Origin of the sequence: Corynebacterium sp. HMSC068H04, from assembly GCF_001811255.1 — a bacterium.
Lineage (GTDB): Bacteria > Actinomycetota > Actinomycetes > Mycobacteriales > Mycobacteriaceae > Corynebacterium > Corynebacterium hesseae.
In genome coordinates, this window is the sequence record NZ_KV803984.1 from 46,505 (window position 1) to 67,010 (window position 20,506).

Below are 20,506 nucleotides of genomic sequence, written 5' to 3' on the forward strand. Positions count from 1 at the left end.
AATGTTTTCCCGCGAATTGTTCCGCGGGGGAAGTGGTGATTTCTGGGGTATTTAGTTAACCGCGAGGTTCGCGTTGTTGTTAGTGCGAATCTGCATGCAGCGACAGTTCGATGTATACCGCCGTCAGCAGGGCGAAAATGTATGCCTGCAGGAAGATGACGATAATTTCGTACAGCGTGAACAGAACCGCTGCGACCAGAGTGAGGCCACTCAGTGCGGTCCAACCGTTGAACTGGAAGAAGAAGAAGTTCGTTGCCGAGTACAACAGGACCAAAATGAGGTGGCCAGCCAGGAAGTTCGCCATAAGACGAAGAGCCAGCGTGACTGGACGCATGACAAACGTAGAGAAAGCCTCAATCGGTACAACAAGCACGTGCAGCAACGGCGGAAGGTTAGGAATAACCACCGAGGACTTGACGAACTTGCCGAAGCCAAAGCGCTTTGCGCCGGCGTAAATCATGGCGATGTACGCAACGACTGCCAGCACGATTGGCATACCAATACGAGCATTCGGAGAGATGTTTAGGGCTGGAACAATAGTTGCTACGTTCCAGAACAAAACACCGAAGAAGATCGTGGCCAGGATCGGAAGGAAACGACGTCCTTCCTTACGGCCCAAAATGTCTTCTGCGATGTGAATTCGTACGAAGTCAATCGCATGCTCCGCTACGTTCTGCAATCCTTTAGGAACCAGCTTCGGGTTCCTGAAGGCGACAACAAAAAGGAGCACCAAGATAGCCGCCATAAACAGGCGGACCAGCATGATGCGATCCAAAGCGAACCAACCGTTGGCGAAATCGGCGAAAAGAAGATCGACGACTCCACCATCTTCGGTTACGTGCCCCGGGAAAAATTCTGGATCCAGTTCGGGTGCGTGAAACTCACCCTTCATGGCCAATGTCGTAACGCTCAGCGTTCTCTCCCGTGTTCGGGCCACACAGCTTGTCGAAGGCTATGTGGTGCGATGGACGTCTCAAGCTCTTTGCCCTGCTCACGGACTCCGTCGCACATCAGCGTAAACAGGGCAAGGATAAACCGTACTTTTTCGGGATAGCATGACGCTAACCCGCGGTAACCCGAAGAGAATGCTATCAGTTCGCCCTCAAGTTTTCGCACGTGGGGGCAGCGTTGTGAACCTAAAGGCACAGCCCAGCGCCGTGCGGCCGCATAAAACGCCCACATTCTGCCAAAACCCTACTAAGTGTATTTGGTCACACACCCGCGTTTTCCCACCTTGACGGGGGTAATGAGCGCCCGAAGCGGCGTTATTTCGCTACACAAAAAGCCACCCTCCCGGGGTCACCGGGAGCAGTGGCTCACTGAAAAAGGTCGAGAAAGGCTAAGACACGTAGGTCACGTTGGAGGTGACCACACCCCATACCTCAGTTCCCAACGTCACCGCCAGCGCCAGTAGGACGGTGACGAAGAGGGCCATCGTGTCGTAGAACTCTAGGTCCTTGATCAGCAACAACACCATGATGAGGATGACGACCTTAAGCAACCAGCCACCTAGGACCACAGCCATCGTCGTCGAGGGTGTCGTGCGTGCGGTAATAAGCACCGAGGCCGCGGTAAAGAGCACGAAGCCGCCGCCGATGGCCGCGCCGACGAGCACTCCCCAAATTCCGGGCACCCCGCGAACGCCACCCCAGATGGATAAGGACGCGATGGTTACGACGATAAGGCCGATGACCCCGAGGCGCAGGGCGCGCTTCAGGGGGCGACGATGATCGTCGTAGGGCGAAAGCTCTTCGGAGGTCGTTGAATCAGTCACAGCCCCATACCCTACCTCAGGAAGGATCAGTTTCCAGCACCACACTGGTAGCCCGCGGCCGACGCCCAATCTTGCCCTGGCGCAGCGGAATCAGGGTCACACCGAAGGCCACGCCAAGCGCGAGAACCGCCAAAGCCACGGCCGCAGGGGCCGGAACGATAGAAAAGGAGACGGCCCCAAACGCCACCGCGGAGACCCACAAATAAAGCACCAGTACTGTGCGTCGGTGCGTATGACCCAAGGAGAGCAGGCGGTGGTGAATGTGTGCCTTATCGGCAGCGAAGGGCGAGCGCCCCTGCGATACTCGGCGAATCACGGCCCAGACAAGGTCCAGGACTGGAATAAAGACCGCGGCGACCACGACGATAACGGGCGACATCAACGCCACAATGTCCACGGTGCCGTACAAAGACATGTTGATCTTGCCGGAGGCGGACGTCGACGCCGCGGCGAGCAGCAAACCAATCAGCATCGCACCGCTATCCCCCATGAAGATGCGGGAGGGCTCAAAGTTGTGAGGGAGGAACCCGGCACACACGCCAACAAGAGCGGCAGCGATAATCGCCGGCGGATACGCGGACACTGCACCGCCCTGGTCGTGCAGAACCGTCAGCGAGAAGACCAAGATAGCGCCGCCGGCGATCATGCCCAGCCCGGCCGCCAAACCGTCGAGCCCGTCGACGAAGTTGATGGCGTTAATGAGCAACACGGTGAAGAATGTGGTCAAGAGTGTCCCCTGGACCTGGTCCAAAATGACCGTAGTTCCATCACCAAAAGGCAGGAAGAGAAGCGTCCACGTCAACCCCAACCCGCTCATGATGGCGGCGGCCACGAGCTGACCGATGAGCTTGACCAGAGCGCTCAGCTCCACCAAGTCATCCACCACGCCCACGAGGACGATGGCTGCGGCTGACCACAGCACAGCATTCATCTCAGGCGTGACGGGCATAAAGCCGCGAGTCAAGGCTGGAAGCTGGCCTGCGAGATAGACGGCGGCCGCAAAACCCGTGAACATCGCCACCCCGCCGAGCTGCGGTGTTGGCTGGGAGTGACTATCGCGCAGGCGAATCTCCGCCACCTGTCCGCTGCGCACTAAGAAGGTACGCACCAGTCCGGTGGTGAGGTAGGTAAACGCCGCCGCGACAAAGATCACCAACGCTAGCTCGCGCAGCGGCACTCCGGTTCCAGCCACTGATGTCTCCTTAAGAGGATTGGGCGCTCGGGCGGGTGCGCAAGGACTCTGCGGATACTCCGATGACCTCTCCGATCTGCTCAGCGCTCAATGCGCCTTCGCGCAAAAGATAAGGGCGGGAGCCAGACAGATCGATAATGGTGGATGGCTTTCCTACCTCTGCTTCTCCCCCGTCGAGGTAGACGGTGACGGCCTTACCCAGCTGCTGCTTGGCGGCAATCGCCGTGGTGGGTGGGGTTTGGCCAGAGATATTCGCGGAGGACACCGCCATGGGGCCGACCTCACGCAAAAGCTCGATGGCGATGGGGTGCAGCGGCATGCGCAGCATCACCGTGCCGCGGGTATCGCCCAAGTTCCAGGGAAGCGACGGCGCCTGCGGGACGACGATGGATAGTCCGCCCGGCCAGAAGGCCTCGATCAGCGTTTGGGCGGTATCATCCAACGACGCGACGAGGCCTTTGACGGTATCCCAGGAGCCCACGAGCACCGGTACCGGCATGTCTGGGCCGCGGTGCTTGGTGGCCAGCAGGCTAGCCACGGCGTCGTTATCAAAGGCATCGCAGCCCAGCCCGTAGAGCGTATCGGTGGGCATCACTACAAGCCGCCCCGACTTGGCTGCTTTGACGGCAAGAGCCATTCCTTCTTCGCGCTCGGCGGCGTCCGCACAGTTATAAATCTGTCCCTGCATTGGTCTCTCCTTTAATCCCGTTCGTGTCGGCTTGTCGACCAATCTTCGACCAATCTACTGTACTCCCCGCTGTGCCGTGACAAAGCGGGCGGTGCCAGTGAGATCCTTGAGCACCTCGATGTGGCTAAATCCTCCATGCGCGCGCAGGGCTTCCTGCACCTGTTGGGAGGTGTCGTCGTCGTGCTCGATGCCCACGCGGCCACCGGGGCGCAGCAGCGCAGCGATGGTCGGGATCATCGCGTTGATGGTTTCCATGCCATCTACTCCCCCGAACACTGCCTCGTGAGGATCCTGGTAGACCTCCGGTTCCAGGTCCGGGGTCTCCGGTACGTATGGCGGATTCGTCAGCACGAGGTCAACGGTGCCGTGCAGCTCCGGCAAGAGGTCCGCCTCGGTGACATCCCCTTGGACCACGTGTACGGTTCCCGCCCCGCCGTGCGCTGCGGTTGCGGCGTTGCGGCGGGTGTAGGCCAGGGAGGCGTCGGCAAGCTCCACCGCCCACACCTCGGCCTGTGGCACGTAGTGCGCAACGTAGAGCGCGAGCGCACCGGACCCAGCGCACAAGTCCACGACGCGGGGAGATTCCGACGAGTTAAATTCCTTCGACTCCAACGAGTTAAATTTCGTTAGAAATTTAACTCCCCAGTCGGCGAGCACCTCCGTTTCCGGGCGTGGAATGAACACGCCCGGGCCGACCTCAAGCTCGAGCGGACCGAACCACGCCACGCCCAAGATGTGCTGGAGTGGTTCGCGCGCTTCACGACGCCCCACCAACGCTCCATAGGCCACGTCAAACCCAGGGATCGGTTGCTCGTCGAGGGGGATGTCCATGTGCCCGCAGTGGATGAGGTGGGCGGCCAACAGGCGCGCGTCCCATTCGGGTGAAGGCACCCCGGCAGCGCGAAGGCGCTCCGTGGCATCACGAAGCGCCTCCCTATAGGTGTAAAAAGTCACCGCTAATAACCGTGCCTTAGCCTTCTAGCCCTCGGCCTCGAGGCGCTCGGCGCGCTCCTGGGCCTGCAGGGCCTCGATGAGGTCGTGCATGTCGCCGTTGAGAACGGAGTCGAGGTTATTGGCCTTGTAGCCGATGCGGTGATCGGTAATGCGGTTCTCCGGCCAGTTATAGGTGCGGATGCGCTCGGAGCGGTCCATGGTGCGCACCTGGGATGCACGCTGCTCGCCGGCCTCGGCCTCGCGTGCCTCGCGCTCCATTTGATCCAGGCGGGCTTGCAGCACCTGCAGGGCGCGCGCCTTGTTCTGGATCTGGGAGCGCTCCTTCTGACAGGTCACCACCAGGCCCGTGGGCAGGTGGGTAATGCGCACGGCGGAGTCAGTGGTGTTCACGCCCTGGCCGCCCTTACCGGAGGAGCGGTAGACGTCGACGCGGATGTCCTTGTCATCGATGTTGACTGCTTCGACTTCTTCCGGCTCCGGGTAGACCAGCACACCGGCTGCGGAGGTCTGGATGCGGCCCTGGGACTCGGTCACCGGGACGCGCTGCACGCGGTGCACGCCGCCCTCAAACTTGAACACGCTCCACGCGCCATCACGAGACGGGGTCTTGGATTTGAAGGAGATGGACATGTCTTTGACGCCACCGAGGTCGGACTCGTTGAGGCCCAGGACCTCCCACTGGAAGCCGGCCTTGTCGGCGAAGCGCTCGTACATGCGGGCTAGGTCGCCAGCGAAAAGTGCTGCCTCTTCGCCGCCGGCACCGGCCTTGATCTCCATGATGATGTCCTCAGAGTCCTGCTCATCGCGCGGAGCAAGCAGATCCGCGAGCTTCTCCTCCAGTTCCACGACGAGCGGTTCGAGGCGCTCAACCTCGGGCTGGAACTCGTGGTCCTCATAGGCCATCTCTTTGGCGTCGGCCAGGTCTTGGCGGGCCTGGACAAGTTCATCGTTGACAGCAACGATGGGGCGCAGTTCAGCGTAGCGCTTGGACAGCTTGCGGAACTGCTTCTGATCTCCGGCTACGTCCGGGTCAGCCATCTGCATCTCGATGCCCTGGTACTCGGAGACGATGTCATCAACGAGGGAAACCTGGTTCGACATTATTTGTAGTCCTCCTCATCCATATCTGCCGCCATGGGCGCAGACGAGGCCACCTGCATGAGGAATTCGCCGTTGGAGCGGGTCTTCTTGAGCTGCTTGATCAGCAAATCGATGGCAGCAAAAGAATCCAGACCGGAAAGGATGCGGCGCAGCTTGGTCATGATGCGCGCCTCCTCCGGAACCAGGAGGAGTTCGTCCTTGCGGGTGCCGGACGGGTTGACGTCCACGGCCGGGAAGATGCGGCGCTCGGAGATGGCGCGGTCGAGCTTGAGCTCGGCGTTGCCGGTGCCCTTGAATTCCTCGAAGATGACCGTGTCACCGGTGGAGCCGGTTTCCACCATCGCGGTGGCGATGATGGTCAGCGAGCCACCGTTTTCGATGTTGCGGGCAGCACCCAAGAAGCGCTTCGGCGGGTACAGGGCGTTGGAGTCCACACCACCGGACAGGATGCGACCGGAAGCCGGGGAGGAGTTGTTGTAGGCGCGGCCCAGGCGGGTAATGGAATCGAGGAGGACGACGACGTCCTTGCCCTGCTCCACCAGGCGCTTGGCGCGCTCGATGGCCAGCTCCGCCACGGAGGTGTGCTCTGACGGCGGGCGGTCAAAGGTGGAGGCGATGACCTCACCGTTGACGCTGCGCTGCATGTCCGTGACCTCTTCGGGGCGCTCGTCCACGAGGACCACCATGAGGTAGCACTCCGGGTTGTTCGTGGCGATGGCGTTGGCGATGTTTTGCAGGATCGTCGTCTTACCGGCCTTCGGCGGGGAGACGATCAGCGCGCGCTGGCCCTTACCAATCGGCATGATGAGGTCGATGACGCGGGTGGTGAGGATCTTCGGGTCCGTCTCCAAGCGCAGGCGCTGGTTCGGGTAAAGCGGGGTGAGCTTGGAGAAGTCCGGGCGGTCCTTCGCAGTCGACGGATCCAGTCCGTTGACGGTGTCGACCTCCACCAGCTGGTTGTACTTGCGGCGGTTGCGGCCGTTGCCGTGGGTGTGGGTCGGGCCAGAAACCTTGACCTTGCCGGTCAGCGCGTCGCCGGAGCGCAGACCCAGGCGGCGCACGAGGTTGTTGTTGACAAAGACATCGGAGCTGGCCGCGCGGTAGCCGGTGGTGCGCAGGAAGGCCACGTTGTTGTCCACGACCTCCAGGATGCCGCCGACTACCTGTACTTCATCGCCCTCGCGGATCTGCAGATCGTTGCCGCCATTGCCGCCACCATCACGGTCACGCCCGCGGCGGTTACGGCGGTTACGGCGGTTTCGGCGGCCGCCGCCGTTGTTGTCATCGTCGTTGCGGTGGTTGTCGCGGCGGTTATTGTTGTGGCCGCCCCCGTTATTGCCACCGTTGCCGCGATCACCGTTATCGGAGTTGTTTCCACCGCGGGACTGGTTGTCCTCGGACTTGCCGTTATTGGCCTCGGCACCGTTGTTGTTCCCATTGCCGTTACCCTTGGCCTCTTCGCGGGCCTCGCGCTCCTGGCGGCGGGCGCGGTTGCGGCGGGCGCGGCGAGCCTGGGAGCGGGACTCATAGCGGTGCTCGTCGTTACCGTCGTTGTGCTCGGACTTATCAGCCTTGTCAGATTTGGCAGCTTCATCATTCTGCTGCTTCGGCTGGTCCTGCTTGCGCTTCTTATCCTGCTCCGGCTGCTCGGACTCCTGGTCTGCGGCGCCGGCAGGGCGAGAAGCCTTGCGGGTAGCGCGGCGCGGCTGTTCGTCCTTCTTGGGCTCCGCCTGGGCAGCGGCCTTCGCGCCGCGCGCCGGCACCTGGCCGGTGGTCAGTGCGGTGATGAGATCCCCCTTGCGCAGTCCGGAGACGCCGCGAAGTCCGCGCTCCGCAGCCAGCTTGCGCAATTCCGGCAGCTTCAGGGACGCGAGATCCTGTGCTGCGGTCTTGTCCGTATCGCTCACGGATATCCTTTCGTCGCTTCACCAACGCGCGCCGTCTGTTCAGCCGCACCCGCACTGTGCGTGGTGCCGCTCCACGTGGGCGTTGGAAGCCAGTGTGTAATTGAGATGGTCCGCCGCCACCAGCGAGTTCACGCAACCGCGATCCCCGTGGGCGGTGGTTTTCTTTGGCTCTCCCCCCTCTCCGGCCCTGCGGAGCAGAACGTGAAGAACTCCTTGCAGAACTCCGAAAAGAACTCAAGGAAGCGGCCGCGGGTCAATCGCGGGGAGATATTTTAAGAAGGCGACTGCGAGCGTATCTCTACCCTCTCATTGCCGCGCGCACCGTTGGACTGCCGTGAGTTTTTCACCGCAGGTGTGCGCACCGTGGAGGGAGCTCGGAGGTGCGAGGAAGGCTTTCCCCGCCAGTCGCGAACAACTATACCGCATCCATCCACCGCGCTCACACTGACACGGCTAAAGTGGTGCGCATGCTCTCCACAATGCAGGATATCCCGCTGTCCCTCACCCGCATCCTGGAGTACGGCTCCTCCGTCCACGGCCAAACTCAGGTAGTAACGTGGCACAGCGCCAATCCCGGCAACGAACGCGAAGAGACGACCTTCGCCGATATCGGTGCACGCGCCGCCGCTTTCGCCCACGCTCTGCATGACACGCTCGGCATCACTGGTGATGAACGCGTGGGCTCCCTGATGTGGAATTGCGCCGAACACCTCGAAGTGCTTTTCGGCACGGCCTGCAAGGGAGCGGTGTTTACGCCGCTCAACAAGCAGCTCATGAATGACCAGATCCGGCACATCATCAACCACGCCGAGGTTCGCGTCATCGTCGCAGATGCCCGGTTAGCGGAGCAGCTCGCCCGCGTATTAGACGGAGTGGAGTGCGTGCGCGCGGTGGTATTCACGGGCGTCGACAAGCCCAGCACCCCACTGCCGGGCAACGTTGAGGTTTATAGCTACGAACAGCTTCTGGATGGGCGCTCCACCGTGTACAACTGGCCGGTGTTGGATGAGCACACCGCTGCCGCCCTGTGCTACTCCACTGGCACCACCGGCGCGCCGAAAGGTGTGCTCTACTCGCACCGCGCCCTGTTTTTGGAGGGGATGCAGTTGCGTTCTTCCGACTCCCTGTGCGTGACCCATGGTGAGACCTTCTTGTGCTGCATCCCCATCTATCACGTGTTGAGCTGGGGCGTTCCCTTTGCGGCGTGGATGACGGGCACGCCGCTGGTGCTTCCCGACGCCGACGTCTCCCCCGCTACCCTGGCCAAGATCATCGCCGCCACCTCCCCACGCGTGGCGCATGGCGTGCCCACCATCTGGATTCAGCTCTTCGTGCACTACCTCAAGAATCCGCCGGAGCGCATGACGCTGACGGAGATTTTCGCCGGCGGATCGCCCGTTCCGCCGCAGCTCATCAAGAGCTGGGAGGAGCGCTATGGCGTGGACGTGGTTCACGTGTGGGGCATGGCGGAAACCACCACGGTGGGTACCGTGGCGCGCCCGCCCTCAGGTGCTTCGGGTGAGGCCCGGTGGGCCTACCGCATTTCCCAGGGGCGCTTCCCCTCCTCCCTGGAATACCGGGTGGTCAATGACGGCCACGTGGTCAACACCACGGACCGTAATGCCGGCGAGATCCAGGTGCGCGGCAACCTGGTGACCGGCTCCTACTATCACTCGCCCACCTCAGAGGACGGCGGCGCCGCCCACGAATTCCGCGGGAAGGACGTCGAAGACGCCGCCGCCAAGTTCACGGCCGACGGCTGGCTGCGCACTGGTGACGTCGGATACGTCAACGAGGATGGCTTCCTCACCGTGGAGGATCGCGCGCGCGATGTCATCCGGTCCGGCGGCGAGTGGATCTACTCCGTCCAGTTGGAAAACCTCATCATGGCCAACCCGGTGGTGCTCGAATGCGCCGTCATTGGCTACCCCGACAAGCAGTGGGTCGAACGCCCACTAGCTGTGACCGTTCTTGCGGCGGATATCAGCCCCACGATTGAGACCGCCGAGCGCCTGCGTGACGGGATGCGCTCTGAGCTTCCATCGTGGATGCTGCCGGAGTACTGGACCTTCGTGAAGTCCATCGACAAGACCTCGGTGGGCAAGTTCGACAAGAAGGATCTTCGTGCCCATCTTGCCGAGGGCGCCTATAACATCATCCGGCTGAAGGGCCCGGGCGAGGCGCAGCGCCTCGATACCGAAGAGGGCGCCACGCAGTAGAGGGGCCGTGCGACTATAGATCTGCTATTACTCCGGCTAAAGTGTGGTTAATGTCTGATCGCGTCTTTCTGCCTACGCCCTCCCCGCGCGGGACCACCCGCGGCGGGGCCGACGCAACGCCTCCGGACCTCCCGCCTGCGTTAAGCGATGGTCGCCGTGACTTGCTCGACCGTTATGGACGCCAAGCGCGCGACCTTCGAGTCTCGCTGACCGATCGCTGCAACCTCCGCTGCACTTATTGCATGCCCGCCGAGGGCCTCGAGTGGATGCCCACTGCACAGACGCTCAGCGACGACGAGACCATCCGCCTCATCAGGATTGCCGTAACCCATTTGGGCATTCGCCAGGTGCGCTTTACCGGCGGCGAACCTTTGCTGCGCAAGTCGCTAGAGAAGATTATCGCCGCCACCACACAGCTACGCACAGACGAAAAGTTGGCCCCCGCCACCGCACTGACGACCAATGGCTTGGGACTCCCCCGCCGCCTGGACGGTCTCATTGAGGCGGGGCTGGACCGCGTCAATATCTCCCTAGACACCATTGATCCTGAGCTTTACGCCCGCCTCACCCGGCGCGACAGGCTCGGCGATGTCTTCGCCGCCATCGAAGCCTCCACAACCGCCCACCGCGAAGGGCGTCTGGGCACGGTCAAAGTTAATGCCGTAGTTATGCCCGGAGTAAATGAAGAGGACATCGTCCCCTTGGCACGCTACTGCCTCGAGCGAGGCGCGCAGCTGCGCTTCATCGAACAGATGCCACTAGGTCCGCGCGAAGAATGGGAACGCTCCCGGATGGTCACCGCAGAAGATATTTTGGCTCGTTTGGGAGAAGAATTCGAGCTCACGCCTGTGCAGAAGCCCCGAGGCTCCGCCCCCGCCGCACTGTGGACCGCGCAAGCGCGCGATGGCTTAATACAGGTAGGCCGAATCGGCGTCATCGCATCCGTGACAAGGCCTTTCTGCGGCAATTGCGACCGCACGCGACTCACTGCGGACGGCGCTGTGCGTAATTGCTTGTTCGGCAACTCGGAGACGTCCTTGCGGGACTTGTTGCGCAGCGGCGCTAGCGACGCGGAACTCGCCGCCGCGTGGGCGGGCGAAATGTGGAAGAAGCTGCCGGGCCATGGTGTGGATGATGAAGGATTCCTCCAGCCCGATCGCCCGATGTCCGCCATCGGCGGCTAGATTGGGTGCAATGACAAGCACTGGCACTGACTTAAGCATCGAGGAGTATTTCGACCGCCTCCACGCATTGATTCGCGCCCTGCCTGCTGAGCGCGCTCCCCTTGTACAAGGCCGCGTTCTGGCCAAGCCACTCTTCGCCCGTCTTCCCCTCCCGCCGCGGGATAATTCGGCGATGGACGGCTTCCTCATCCCAACTCCGGCGTCACCTGATGACTTACCCACCCCATTCACGCTGCCTGTTATAGGTGATGTCCCAGCAGGCTCACCCGCCCAGGTCCCGCGTCCTGGGACCGCGGTGCGAATTATGACTGGCGGGGAGGTTCCGGAGGGTTTTGATGGCCTGGTCATACCAGTAGAAAACACCGATGTGCCCCCGGGGCCCGGACCTGTGCCTGAAACCGTCACGGTGCACCACCTGCCCGACCGTAACCATATCCGGCGACGCGGCTCCCACATCGACGCCGGCCACCAACTCGCTGGATCTGCCACGCTTGTCGACGCCCCCCTTATCGCCGCCGCTCTCTCCTCCGGCGTTGACAGCGCCGTGGTTCACCGCATCCCACGAGTGACCATCATTGCCACGGGTGAGGAGCTGATCAACGGCCAGCTTTCCGATTCGAATGGGCCCATGCTTGAAGCCCTTATTTCTTCCACCGGTCTCTGCGAAATCACCCGCACGGTCTGTGGAGATTCCCCCATTGAGCTACGCCGTCGCTTCAACGCGGCCGCTGCGGATTCCGATCTCATTGTCACCACCGGCGGCGTCTCGGCCGGCGCCTTTGACGTAGTCCGCGCCGTGATTGAGGATGCCGTGGAACGCGATTCTTACTGCTTCGGCCACGTCAACCAACGGCCCGGCGCGCCTCAGGGCCATGCGCTCTGGGACGGTATCCCCGTGGTGTGTTTGCCGGGCAACCCGGTGGCGGCGTTTGTCTCCGCACACCTCTACTTCACCCAACTGCTGCGATCTCTGCGCGGACTGCCCCGCCCCATGGGTGTCAAGGACCGGCCGTGCCTCACGGCCGTCGCCGGTGCGGACTTCCCCGAACCTCACCACCCGCTCATTCAGCCGTGCTCCATCACCATGGCGGAATCCATTACCGCAAGCCCACCGCCGGGTCCGCGTATGCGCAGCCACCACGTTGCCGCCCTTCCGGGCACACACGGCTTTGCGCTGCTGACGAGTCCGGTCGCCGCCGGCGAGCAACTTACCGTCTACCCCTACTAGCTTCACAATCCACCTCCACATCCCCCACCCCTCCATTGCTGCCAAAAATCGCGCATCTGAACACCCGGATCGGCCCACTCTTCGTCAGCTAGGCTAGGTCCACGCTAGGAAAGGATCCCTGTTTAGACATGAAGTTCACTCACCTCAACGACGCCGGCTCCGCCTATATGGTGGACGTCACCGAAAAGCAGCCCACGGTACGCACCGCTACCGCCCAAGGCGAGGTCGCGTGCTCACCAGAAGTTCTCACCGCGCTGCGGGAGGGAACCGTGCCTAAGGGGGACGTGCTTGCGGTTGCGCGTGTGGCTGGCATCGCGGCTGCCAAGAAGGTTCCAGATCTCCTTCCGCTGGCCCACACCATTGGGGTGCATGGCTGTGCGGTGGACATTGAGCTGCGTGAAGACCACGTCTTCATCGAAGCCACAGTGCGCACCGCCGACCGCACCGGCGTGGAAATGGAGGCGCTCACCGCGGTGAGCATCGCCGCCTTGGCGCTCATTGACATGGTCAAAGGCGTTGACCGCTCCGCCTATATCCGGCGCTGCGGCATCACCGCGAAGTCCGGGGGCCGCTCCGGTGATTGGTCCCGCGAGCTGCCCGGAACGAAAGGTTAAGCGAAGTGCCAGGTGTCATTGTTTTAGCCGGCGGGCGCGGCCAACGCATGGGAGGCGTGGACAAGGCTAGCGTGAGGCTCGCCGGTGAACGCCTCATCGACCGACTGTTGCGCCAGCTTCCTTATGGCGCGCCGGTAGCGGTCGTCTCGCCCTATCGTTTGGGCATGCCCCAGGTGTGCGAAAGCCCCCTCTTCGGCGGGCCAGCTGCAGGTATCGCCGCGGGCCACGCCGCACTGGCTGGTGACGCGAGGGCTACCACAGCAGTCTTTGCCGTCGATGCCCCGGATTCCCCACAGGTACTTCCCGCCCTCCAAAAGTCTCTGGCTAGCTCGGGCGCGGATGTCACTGTGGCTACCCTCGACGGGAGCCTACAACCGCTGTGTGCGCTGTGGCGTACTAAGACCCTCACCCGCGCGCTGGAGGAGCTCGGAGATCCACGCAACAAGCCGGCCATGCGCTTACTGAGGCTCGCGGGCACCATCGCCGAGGTCGAGGCAACGCCCGCGGTGCGCGATATCGACACCTTGGACGAATTACGTCTACGGCGCGAGCGCCTTGCTACTCAACGATAATCTGGCCGTGCTGCCCTTTCTCCGCGTTCGTCATGAGGTGGTTGACAAAGGAGTAGGTCCCCGGCTCGTTGAAGGTCATCTCCACGAATCCGCCCTGGGCCGGTAAAAGGTCCAGCGCCTGGGAACCGGAATCCTTCGCGCCCTTAATCAGGTAGGCGCCTTCCTTGTACACGGTGTCGAATTGCTCGCCCACGACGTGGAAGCTCAACGGCAGATCCGGGCCGAGGTTGACCACCCAGATGCGCACGGTATCGCCCACCTTGGCGCGCAGCGGAGCAACATCATACTGGTTGGGATAGTAATTGAAGGCCGTGAGGTCATAGTCGCCGTCGCTGACGCGCTGCGCGTTAGCGCCCTCAGCTTCCTTACCCGCAGAGGCTAGAAAGACCTCGTTCACCGTCATGACGTACTCCGCATCGACGTCTGCCAGCGCGTCCTCCCCGCGAGGATCGATGATGACCGCTCCCGCCATGCCATTGGCAATGTGCAAGCTCATCGGCATGGTCGAGCAATGATACATCCAGATACCCGCCCTGTGTGCCACGAATTCATAGGTCAGCGATTCACCCGGCTGGATCGACTTCATGTTCTCATCCGGGTTGACCTCACCCGCGTGAAAGTCCACCGAGTGCCCCATCGAGCCCTCGTTTTTGATGGTGATGCGGAACTTATCCCCTACCTTGCCGCGCAAGGTAGGCCCGGGTGCTTGCCCGTTGAAAAGCCACCGGGTTTGGCGCACGCCTGGGGCAACCTCGACTTCTTCCTCAGTCATCACCCACGTTTCCTCATGGAGCTCGCCTTCGGCGGGGGCAAGGGAGGCATCAAAAGCCTTAAAGTTCTCGCGGGCTGCCATGCGCTCGGCAGCCGAGGGCACCGTCGCCGGTGCGCCGGCGGAGCCGGTGCTTTCCGACGCCCCCGCATGATCATGCTCACCGGATGCTGACTCGTCGACGTTGACCATGAACGTCATACCTTGCATCTTGTGCCCGGCGATCGTGCAATAGCCTTCCACAGACTCCTCGATGATTCCGGCGTCGAGCTGCACGGTCTCGCCCGGTTCCACCCGGCCCGTCTCCTCGCGCCCAATCTTGAGGTCATGAACCTGGTCACCGGTGTTGGTGAAATTCACTACGAGGTGGCTGCCTGCTGCCACGTCAATGGAGGACGGGACAAAGGCCATGCCGTCCACGGAGACGTCAACAGTCACGGCGTCGGCGGATGCCACCGTAGCTGGGTCCTGCTTACCTGTGGTCGAGTTGAACACAGCCAGTCCAATGACAGCGAGGAGCGCGACGATGATGATGAGCCAGGACGCCCACTTCTTTTCGGAATGCTCCTTCTTAACGGGCACGCTTGACATGAACTTCTCCTTGAGATGATGCGACGGCCCATGCCAGGGCCGCACTATTGGCGATGAGTCCAAGCCCCATCATGATAAGCCCAACCACAGACACACCGGCAATGCCGAGGAGGCTGAGCACGCCACCCACATTAATGAGCCCTACTCGCAGGAACCCGGCAATATGCCCGTGCGCGGGACGGGCCGCACCCGCCAGGATGGGCAGCATGTGATGGAGCACCCCGGTGACCAGCTGCAGCAGGCCGGTGCCAAGAAACGCCGGCATGAGCAGTAACGTCACCGCGCGCGGGTAGGCCCCTGCGATGGTGGCCGCGGCGTCACCGGCGCAGAGCGCCACCATCCACACCAGCCCCGCCATCGCGGACACACTAGCCGTGGTCTTCTCACCACCAAGTGCACCGGCCAGCACTGGCTGGATGATGAGCACGGCAGCAAGCACGGTGAGCAGCTGCGCCATGCCGGCAGCGCGGGTGAGCCCGGAGGCGTCGGCAAGCATGGCCACCCCCAGCCCCACGCAATGCACGGTCAAAGCCCGGCTGCACCGCGCCCGCGCAACCGCTGAGATTGGGGTTCGGGTCAACGTGGGCAGCAGCGTGATGACCGTGCCCAGGACGGTAAGCAGGCCGAAGCCCCACACCATCCCGCGTGAGTGCGCGGCCACCAACAGCGAGTAATTCCCTACCCCGTGCGCAGCCAGAATGACCAGTAGCACCGAGAACACCATGAAGCAGGCCGCCGCCAGATAAAAAGGAACGGTCACAGCGAAAGAACCAGACAAAGAGCCCCGGAGCGTGGTCCACAGCGCCCACAGGTGCCACGCAACGGCAGCGATGACGAGAGCGGAGCCGATATCCGCAAGCACACCCCAGTCGTAGCCTGCGCGATCAATGAGGAGAAGTACCAGCCCCACCTGAACCAGCCCTACCCGCGCGCCCACCCCGCGGAAGCCGACCGCCGGAGTGCGGGTGAGCGCCTCCGTGAAGTGGGTACTGAATACGAGGATCGCGGTAGTCAGCGCCCCGAGGGTAAATGGGTGGATGAGGTCCCACCACACGACGGGTGCTCCCCAAAAGCTTGCCACGGTGATTCCCACGCCGACCGCGATCCAGAACGCGACAAGGCTAAAGGCAAGGGTGTGCCAGCGCCGGCGCGAAGCCAGGGAGACATCACGCAGAGGCATATCCGACATTTTTATTTGCACGGATATAATCGTAGTAAATTAGTTGCACGGGCAGCAACGCCCGCTGGCCTAAAACTCGAAAGGGATAACACCAATGAACTTGCCGCTTGTCGACGCCTCCAAAGGACACGACATCCCCACTCTCAACGCCTCCGAAATTCCCCACGCGGTGCGCCACGGCGCTATCCATGGAGCGCTGGGCACCCTCAACGTGGGCGAATCCATGATTCTCATCGCTCCGCACGACCCGCTTCCGTTGCTCAACGAGGTGGACCAGCGCGAAGAATCCTTCGACCGTGAATACCTCAAGAAGGAACCAAAGGAAGTGCATATTAAATTCACGCGGACCGCGTAAAGATGCCGTAACGTAACTGACCATGCGCCGCTTGAAAATTGCTGTCTCTGTTCTCGCCGCCGCGCTGACTGTCGCCGGCTGCTCCTCCAGCTCCGATGAACCGTTGCAGGTTTTCGCCGCCTCCTCCACGCGCGTGCTCAATGACGACCTCTCCGGCGCATCCGAAACCCCGCTGGCGTTTAACAACGGCGGCTCTTCCGCCCTAGTTCAGCAAATCAATGAAGGCGCTCCCGCGGATCTGCTCCTCACGGCTTCCCGGGAGACCATGGAGGATGCAACTGCGCAGAGCACCGTTGACACACCCGTGGCCTTAGCCAGCAACGTTATGGTCATGGTGGTGCCGAAGGGCAATCCCTTGGGACTGCGCTCCGCGGCCGACCTGGATCCCTCGGCACGCCTCGTGCTCTGCGACCCAAGCGTCCCCTGCGGCGCCATCTCTACGCGCATCATGGAGGCCAACAACTGGGACCTGCACGCTTCCTCCTTGGAGGGACAGGTAGCTGACGTCCTGGGTAAGGTCGCCTCCGGTGAGGCGGACGCCGGGTGGGTCTACTCCACCGATGCCGCCGCTAGCGAGGACGTCGAGGCCATCCCACTCGACCACGCGGAAGACTTCCGCAATGAGATCATGGGCGCGGTGGTATCTGATTCACCCCGACACGACGAAGCTCAGGATGTCCTCAACCTCCTCGACTCGGATTTTGACAACACCTGGGAAAAATTCGGTTTTACCCCGGTGGACTAAGTGTCACGCGTGATTTTGCACGAACAGCGCCCGCGGACAACGTGGCCGGTCATCGCCGCCGGCGTGCTCGCTGCGGTCTACATCCTTGCCCCGGTGCTCGCCCTCGGGCTGCGAGTTCCCTGGCCGAACCTCGCCGACACGCTGAGCGCTCCAGCGACCCATGACCTTCTCCGCGTCAGCCTTTCCGCGGCGGCGTTGTCTACCTTGCTATCCACGATCCTGGGCACCTGTCTGGCTCTGTGGCTCCAGCAGCTACGCCGTGCGTCTCACCTCGTGCGGCTGGTGGTTTACCTCCCTTTGGCCATGCCTCCCGTGGTAGGCGGGTTGGCGCTCACCGCGCTGCTCGGGCGCCGCGGACTGCTTGGCCCGGTTTTGGAGCAGGCTGGGCTGCACGTGTCTTTCGCCTTTCCCGGTGTTGTGGCAGCTCACTTATTCGTCACCCTGCCCTTCGTGGTGGTGGCGGTGGATTCTGCGCTGCGGCAGCTCGACCCCGAAGTCGTGGCCAGCGCACGGGGCATCGGGCTGAGCACAGGAACCATTCTTCGGCGCATCATCCTGCCCGCAATCCTCCCTGCCGTGTTCACCGGCGGTGCTCTGGCGTTCGCCCGCTCGCTGGGTGAATTCGGGACGACGATCACCTTCGCCGGATCCCTGCCCGGTTCTACCCGAACCATGCCCAGCGGCATCTACCTTGAGCGTGAGGTCAGCGCGGACAATGCCTATGCGCTGTCGGCCGTATTGATCGGGATAGCCATCCTCACGCTCACCGCGGCCGGAATTCCTCTGCTGCTGCGCCGCCGCCGCGAGCAAGCTGTGCGCGCTTTGCAGCCGATGGACCCGGTTGCGCTCCGCACGATGACCTCCCCGCAGGACTCTCCCCGCGATCTCTTAGCCACGGTCGGCGACACCACCACGACGTTCCGTGGCGGGCGCGTGACCGCGGTGGTTGGCCCCAACGGCGCGGGAAAGACCACGTTGATGCGTTTCATTAGCGGACGCTTGCAGGGAGCCCAGACAAATGCCGAGCGTGTGGTCATGCTCTCCCAGGACCCCGGGCTACCACCCACTGCCACCGTGGAACAAGCTTTGACCATGGTGACCAAGGATGCACAAAGGACCCAGGAGTTGCTGAACGCAGCTGGATTGCAGGAGCTGGTCCATGTTTCCGAGCTTTCCGGCGGGCAGGCCGCGCAGGTTGCCCTCCTGCGCGCACTTGCGGCGCGCCCAGAGGTCTTGGTCGTGGACGAGCCTTTTGCCGCCATGGACGTCGAATCAGCCGCCCGGTGGCGCCACCTGTTGCGCCTCTCGGCGGCCGACCGCACCACCATCATTGTCACTCACAACCGCGTGGACCTCACCACGCTGGCGGATGACATCGCTGTGATGGAAGCCGGCGAGGTCATCTCCCAAGGACCCGTGGATCAGCTACTGGAGCAGCCCACCACTCATTTCATGGCGGAGCTATCAGGCGTCAATCTGCTACGGGGTAGCCTCCGCGATGGAGTGTTCACTCCTGCTCGCAGCGGTGACCACTGGGCGGCCTTCCCCCAGAGCGCACTGAACTTCGACAACGCCGGGGCGCTGAGCGCCACAATTCTTGCTGACTTGGGCAGCTCAACCCTGGTGGAGATCGATGGCCAACGGGTGACTCTAGACCAACCGGCACACAGCAAGGCCCCCGGTGAGGTTGTGCCTGTGTTCCTCGATTCCGCTGCTTTAAGGCTTTATGCGCTGAAATAGGGGAAGAGCTGCGAGCAGATGTAAGATCCTCGTAGCATTGTCCAAGGAGAGGCCGTTTATGTCTACGTCATCTGCGCATAGCCCGCGCTCGTCTACTGAGCTGTTTCCTGACACGATGAAGCTCTCCCCCAAACAGAGCGAGGTTCTCTCAACCCTGCAGACATTCCCGCAAGGAGCACGTGCCGCCGAGATTGCACAGGAACTGGGGATGCACGTTAACACCGCGCGCGGCCACCTTGATGAGCTCGTTAACGCCGGCGCGGTGCGGGTAGTTACCGCCCCAGCGCACGGGCGCGGGCGCCCCTCCCTGATCTTCCAAGTACGAGTACCCGACAACCGTTCGGTGGCGGAGGAATACGTCACGCTGATTAGCGTCTTGGTCACAGCGCTGGCGGATAAAGAGCAGCTCAATGACTTTTCATCCGAGCAAGCACGAGAGATCGGCCGCGCGTGGGCTAAAGCCACGGCGAACAGCCGCGGTGCTGAGGCACTGGCACCGCTCTACCGGACGATGCGCGATATGGGCTTTGACCCGGTAACCTCGGTGGAGCAATTCGCCGAGGAAGGCCGCACCACAGTGCAACTCCACGCCTGCCCGTTCGTCACGGCCGGAATTCAGCCCTCCCCCTTCGTCTGCGCCATCCATGATGGTTACCTAGATCAAGCGGCTGCCGATTCCGGCGGGCGGCTTAGCCTGAAGCTCATTCCTAAAGCCGGAAACGGCGTGTGCCGAATCGATGTGGAAGAGAGCAGCTAGCTAGGCTAACCGCGCTCGACGGAGACCGGCCCGGCGACCTCCAGCTCCAGCACGCGCAGGTTCTGCCCGCGGGCATCATCGAGGATCTCCTCCTCGATGGGCTCGGTGTGCAGGACCATGACGGTGGGGCCAGCGCCGGAGAGATAGGCGGCGTAGCCGCGGTTGCGCAAGCGGTTCACCCACTCCGCGGTGACCGGCAGGACATCAGCGCGATAGGGCTGGTGCAGGCGGTCGCGGGTACCCTCCCACAGCAGGTCCGGGTAGGTGGTCAGCGCCGCCACGTTTACTGCAGTGCGGGAGACGTTGAAGGCGGCATCGGCATGCGTGACGTGCGAGGGCAGCACGCGGCGCACGGCTTGCGTCGACGCATGAAAGTCCGGTACCAAGGCCGTGGCCTTAATCCTCGGGTGCACGTCCAAGGTCGCGGCACGGTACTCCGGCAGCGAGCGGCCGTCGACAGGCACGGTGGTCCAAGAGACCACGGCGTTGCCCAACACAGAGGCAGCTGCGTTATCCGGATGCCCTTCGAACGCCGAGGACAGCTGCACAACCTGCTGTTCCGAAAGCGGGAATCCCGCCAGGCCATTGCCCGAGGCCACGCCGGCCACCGCGGCGGACGCCGAGGAGCCCAGGCCACGGGACTGCGGGATGTTGTTCGTGCACACCACGCGCAAGCCGGAGACCTCCACGTCGGCAGCCTTCAGCGCTGAGCGGATGGCCTTGACAACGAGGTGGGAGCCATCGCGTGGCAGCTCGTCAGCGCCCTCGCCGAAGATCTCCACCTCCAGGCCGGAGCGGGTGACCTCCACCTCCACGGTGTCGTAGAGACTCAGCGCAATACCCAGGGTGTCGTAGCCCGGGCCCAGGTTGGCCGAGGATGCTGGGACCTGGACGGTGACCTTGGTGCCTACTTCGATATCGATACTCATTGTTCTC

General features: G+C 62.6%; 19 protein-coding genes. 9 read left to right on the forward strand and 10 right to left on the reverse strand.

Going from position 1 to position 20,506, the window contains the following annotated elements; genetic code table 11:
• Window positions 1-79 precede the first annotated feature (79 nt).
• From atpB to rho, 7 genes are all read right to left on the reverse strand, one after another.
• Window positions 80-892, reverse strand: a complete 813-nt coding sequence (gene atpB / locus HMPREF2792_RS04430) for a F0F1 ATP synthase subunit A (RefSeq protein WP_070525178.1) — start codon at window positions 890-892, stop codon at window positions 80-82.
• 447 nt (window positions 893-1,339) lie between these two features.
• Entirely contained in the window at window positions 1,340-1,774 is a 435-nt protein-coding gene (locus HMPREF2792_RS04435; RefSeq protein ID WP_070525176.1) for a Cg1360 family ATP-synthase-associated protein, read from the reverse strand.
• Window positions 1,775-1,790: 16 nt separating this feature from the next.
• A complete protein-coding gene (locus HMPREF2792_RS04440) occupies window positions 1,791-2,966 on the reverse strand; it encodes an MraY family glycosyltransferase (RefSeq protein WP_070525174.1) in 1,176 nt (391 codons plus the stop codon).
• A gap of 10 nt (window positions 2,967-2,976) precedes the next feature.
• Window positions 2,977-3,654, reverse strand: a complete 678-nt coding sequence (locus tag HMPREF2792_RS04445; RefSeq protein ID WP_046648928.1) for an L-threonylcarbamoyladenylate synthase — start codon at window positions 3,652-3,654, stop codon at window positions 2,977-2,979.
• A gap of 54 nt (window positions 3,655-3,708) precedes the next feature.
• Window positions 3,709-4,608 (reverse strand): peptide chain release factor N(5)-glutamine methyltransferase, encoded by a 900-nt coding sequence (gene prmC / locus HMPREF2792_RS04450; protein ID WP_070531168.1) that lies wholly within the window; start codon window positions 4,606-4,608, stop codon window positions 3,709-3,711.
• Window positions 4,609-4,632: 24 nt separating this feature from the next.
• On the reverse strand, window positions 4,633-5,709 hold the full coding sequence (prfA, locus tag HMPREF2792_RS04455; protein ID WP_046648926.1) for a peptide chain release factor 1: 1,077 nt from the start codon (window positions 5,707-5,709) through the stop codon (window positions 4,633-4,635).
• A complete protein-coding gene (rho, locus tag HMPREF2792_RS04460) occupies window positions 5,709-7,616 on the reverse strand; it encodes a transcription termination factor Rho (protein ID WP_070531170.1) in 1,908 nt (635 codons plus the stop codon). Before rho ends, prfA begins: the two co-directional genes overlap by 1 nt.
• Before the next feature lie 467 nt (window positions 7,617-8,083).
• Here rho and HMPREF2792_RS04465 point away from each other — a divergent pair, with 467 nt between their 5' ends.
• From HMPREF2792_RS04465 to HMPREF2792_RS04485, 5 genes are all read left to right on the forward strand, one after another.
• A complete protein-coding gene (locus tag HMPREF2792_RS04465) occupies window positions 8,084-9,835 on the forward strand; it encodes a long-chain fatty-acid--CoA ligase (protein WP_070531172.1) in 1,752 nt (583 codons plus the stop codon).
• 50 nt (window positions 9,836-9,885) lie between these two features.
• A complete protein-coding gene (gene moaA / locus HMPREF2792_RS04470) occupies window positions 9,886-11,019 on the forward strand; it encodes a GTP 3',8-cyclase MoaA (protein WP_070531173.1) in 1,134 nt (377 codons plus the stop codon).
• 10 nt (window positions 11,020-11,029) lie between these two features.
• Window positions 11,030-12,247, forward strand: a complete 1,218-nt coding sequence (locus HMPREF2792_RS04475; protein ID WP_070531175.1) for a molybdopterin molybdotransferase MoeA — start codon at window positions 11,030-11,032, stop codon at window positions 12,245-12,247.
• 128 nt (window positions 12,248-12,375) lie between these two features.
• Entirely contained in the window at window positions 12,376-12,861 is a 486-nt protein-coding gene (gene moaC, locus HMPREF2792_RS04480; RefSeq protein WP_070531177.1) for a cyclic pyranopterin monophosphate synthase MoaC, read from the forward strand.
• Between the two features lie 5 nt (window positions 12,862-12,866).
• Window positions 12,867-13,433 carry a molybdenum cofactor guanylyltransferase gene (locus HMPREF2792_RS04485; protein WP_070531179.1) on the forward strand — a complete coding sequence of 189 codons (567 nt, stop codon included), beginning with the start codon at window positions 12,867-12,869 and terminating at the stop codon, window positions 13,431-13,433.
• Here the strand turns inward: HMPREF2792_RS04485 and HMPREF2792_RS04490 are convergent.
• Window positions 13,420-14,793, reverse strand: a complete 1,374-nt coding sequence (locus HMPREF2792_RS04490; RefSeq protein WP_070531181.1) for a multicopper oxidase domain-containing protein — start codon at window positions 14,791-14,793, stop codon at window positions 13,420-13,422. The genes HMPREF2792_RS04485 and HMPREF2792_RS04490 overlap by 14 nt on opposite strands.
• Complete coding sequence (locus tag HMPREF2792_RS04495; protein ID WP_070531266.1) at window positions 14,774-15,973, reverse strand: beta-carotene 15,15'-monooxygenase; 1,200 nt, start codon at window positions 15,971-15,973, stop codon at window positions 14,774-14,776. The genes HMPREF2792_RS04490 and HMPREF2792_RS04495 overlap by 20 nt, the downstream gene beginning before the upstream one ends.
• Before the next feature lie 94 nt (window positions 15,974-16,067).
• Here HMPREF2792_RS04495 and HMPREF2792_RS04500 point away from each other — a divergent pair, with 94 nt between their 5' ends.
• From HMPREF2792_RS04500 to HMPREF2792_RS04515, 4 genes are read left to right on the forward strand one after another with little or no spacing between them, the layout of a single operon-like run.
• The gene (locus HMPREF2792_RS04500) at window positions 16,068-16,328 is read left to right on the forward strand and encodes a DUF2249 domain-containing protein (protein ID WP_070531183.1); all 261 of its coding nucleotides are present in this window, start codon (window positions 16,068-16,070) and stop codon (window positions 16,326-16,328) included.
• A 22-nt stretch (window positions 16,329-16,350) separates the two neighbouring features.
• Window positions 16,351-17,073 carry a molybdate ABC transporter substrate-binding protein gene (locus HMPREF2792_RS04505; protein WP_070531185.1) on the forward strand — a complete coding sequence of 241 codons (723 nt, stop codon included), beginning with the start codon at window positions 16,351-16,353 and terminating at the stop codon, window positions 17,071-17,073.
• Between the two features lie 9 nt (window positions 17,074-17,082).
• Entirely contained in the window at window positions 17,083-18,813 is a 1,731-nt protein-coding gene (locus tag HMPREF2792_RS04510) for an ATP-binding cassette domain-containing protein (RefSeq protein WP_232748460.1), read from the forward strand.
• Window positions 18,814-18,871: 58 nt separating this feature from the next.
• On the forward strand, window positions 18,872-19,570 hold the full coding sequence (locus tag HMPREF2792_RS04515; protein ID WP_046648916.1) for a helix-turn-helix transcriptional regulator: 699 nt from the start codon (window positions 18,872-18,874) through the stop codon (window positions 19,568-19,570).
• A 5-nt stretch (window positions 19,571-19,575) separates the two neighbouring features.
• Here the strand turns inward: HMPREF2792_RS04515 and thrB are convergent, their stop codons facing one another.
• Window positions 19,576-20,499: a homoserine kinase gene (thrB, locus tag HMPREF2792_RS04520; RefSeq protein WP_070531189.1), complete on the reverse strand. Its 924-nt coding sequence runs from the start codon at window positions 20,497-20,499 to the stop codon at window positions 19,576-19,578.
• Between the last annotated feature and the right edge of the window lie 7 nt (window positions 20,500-20,506).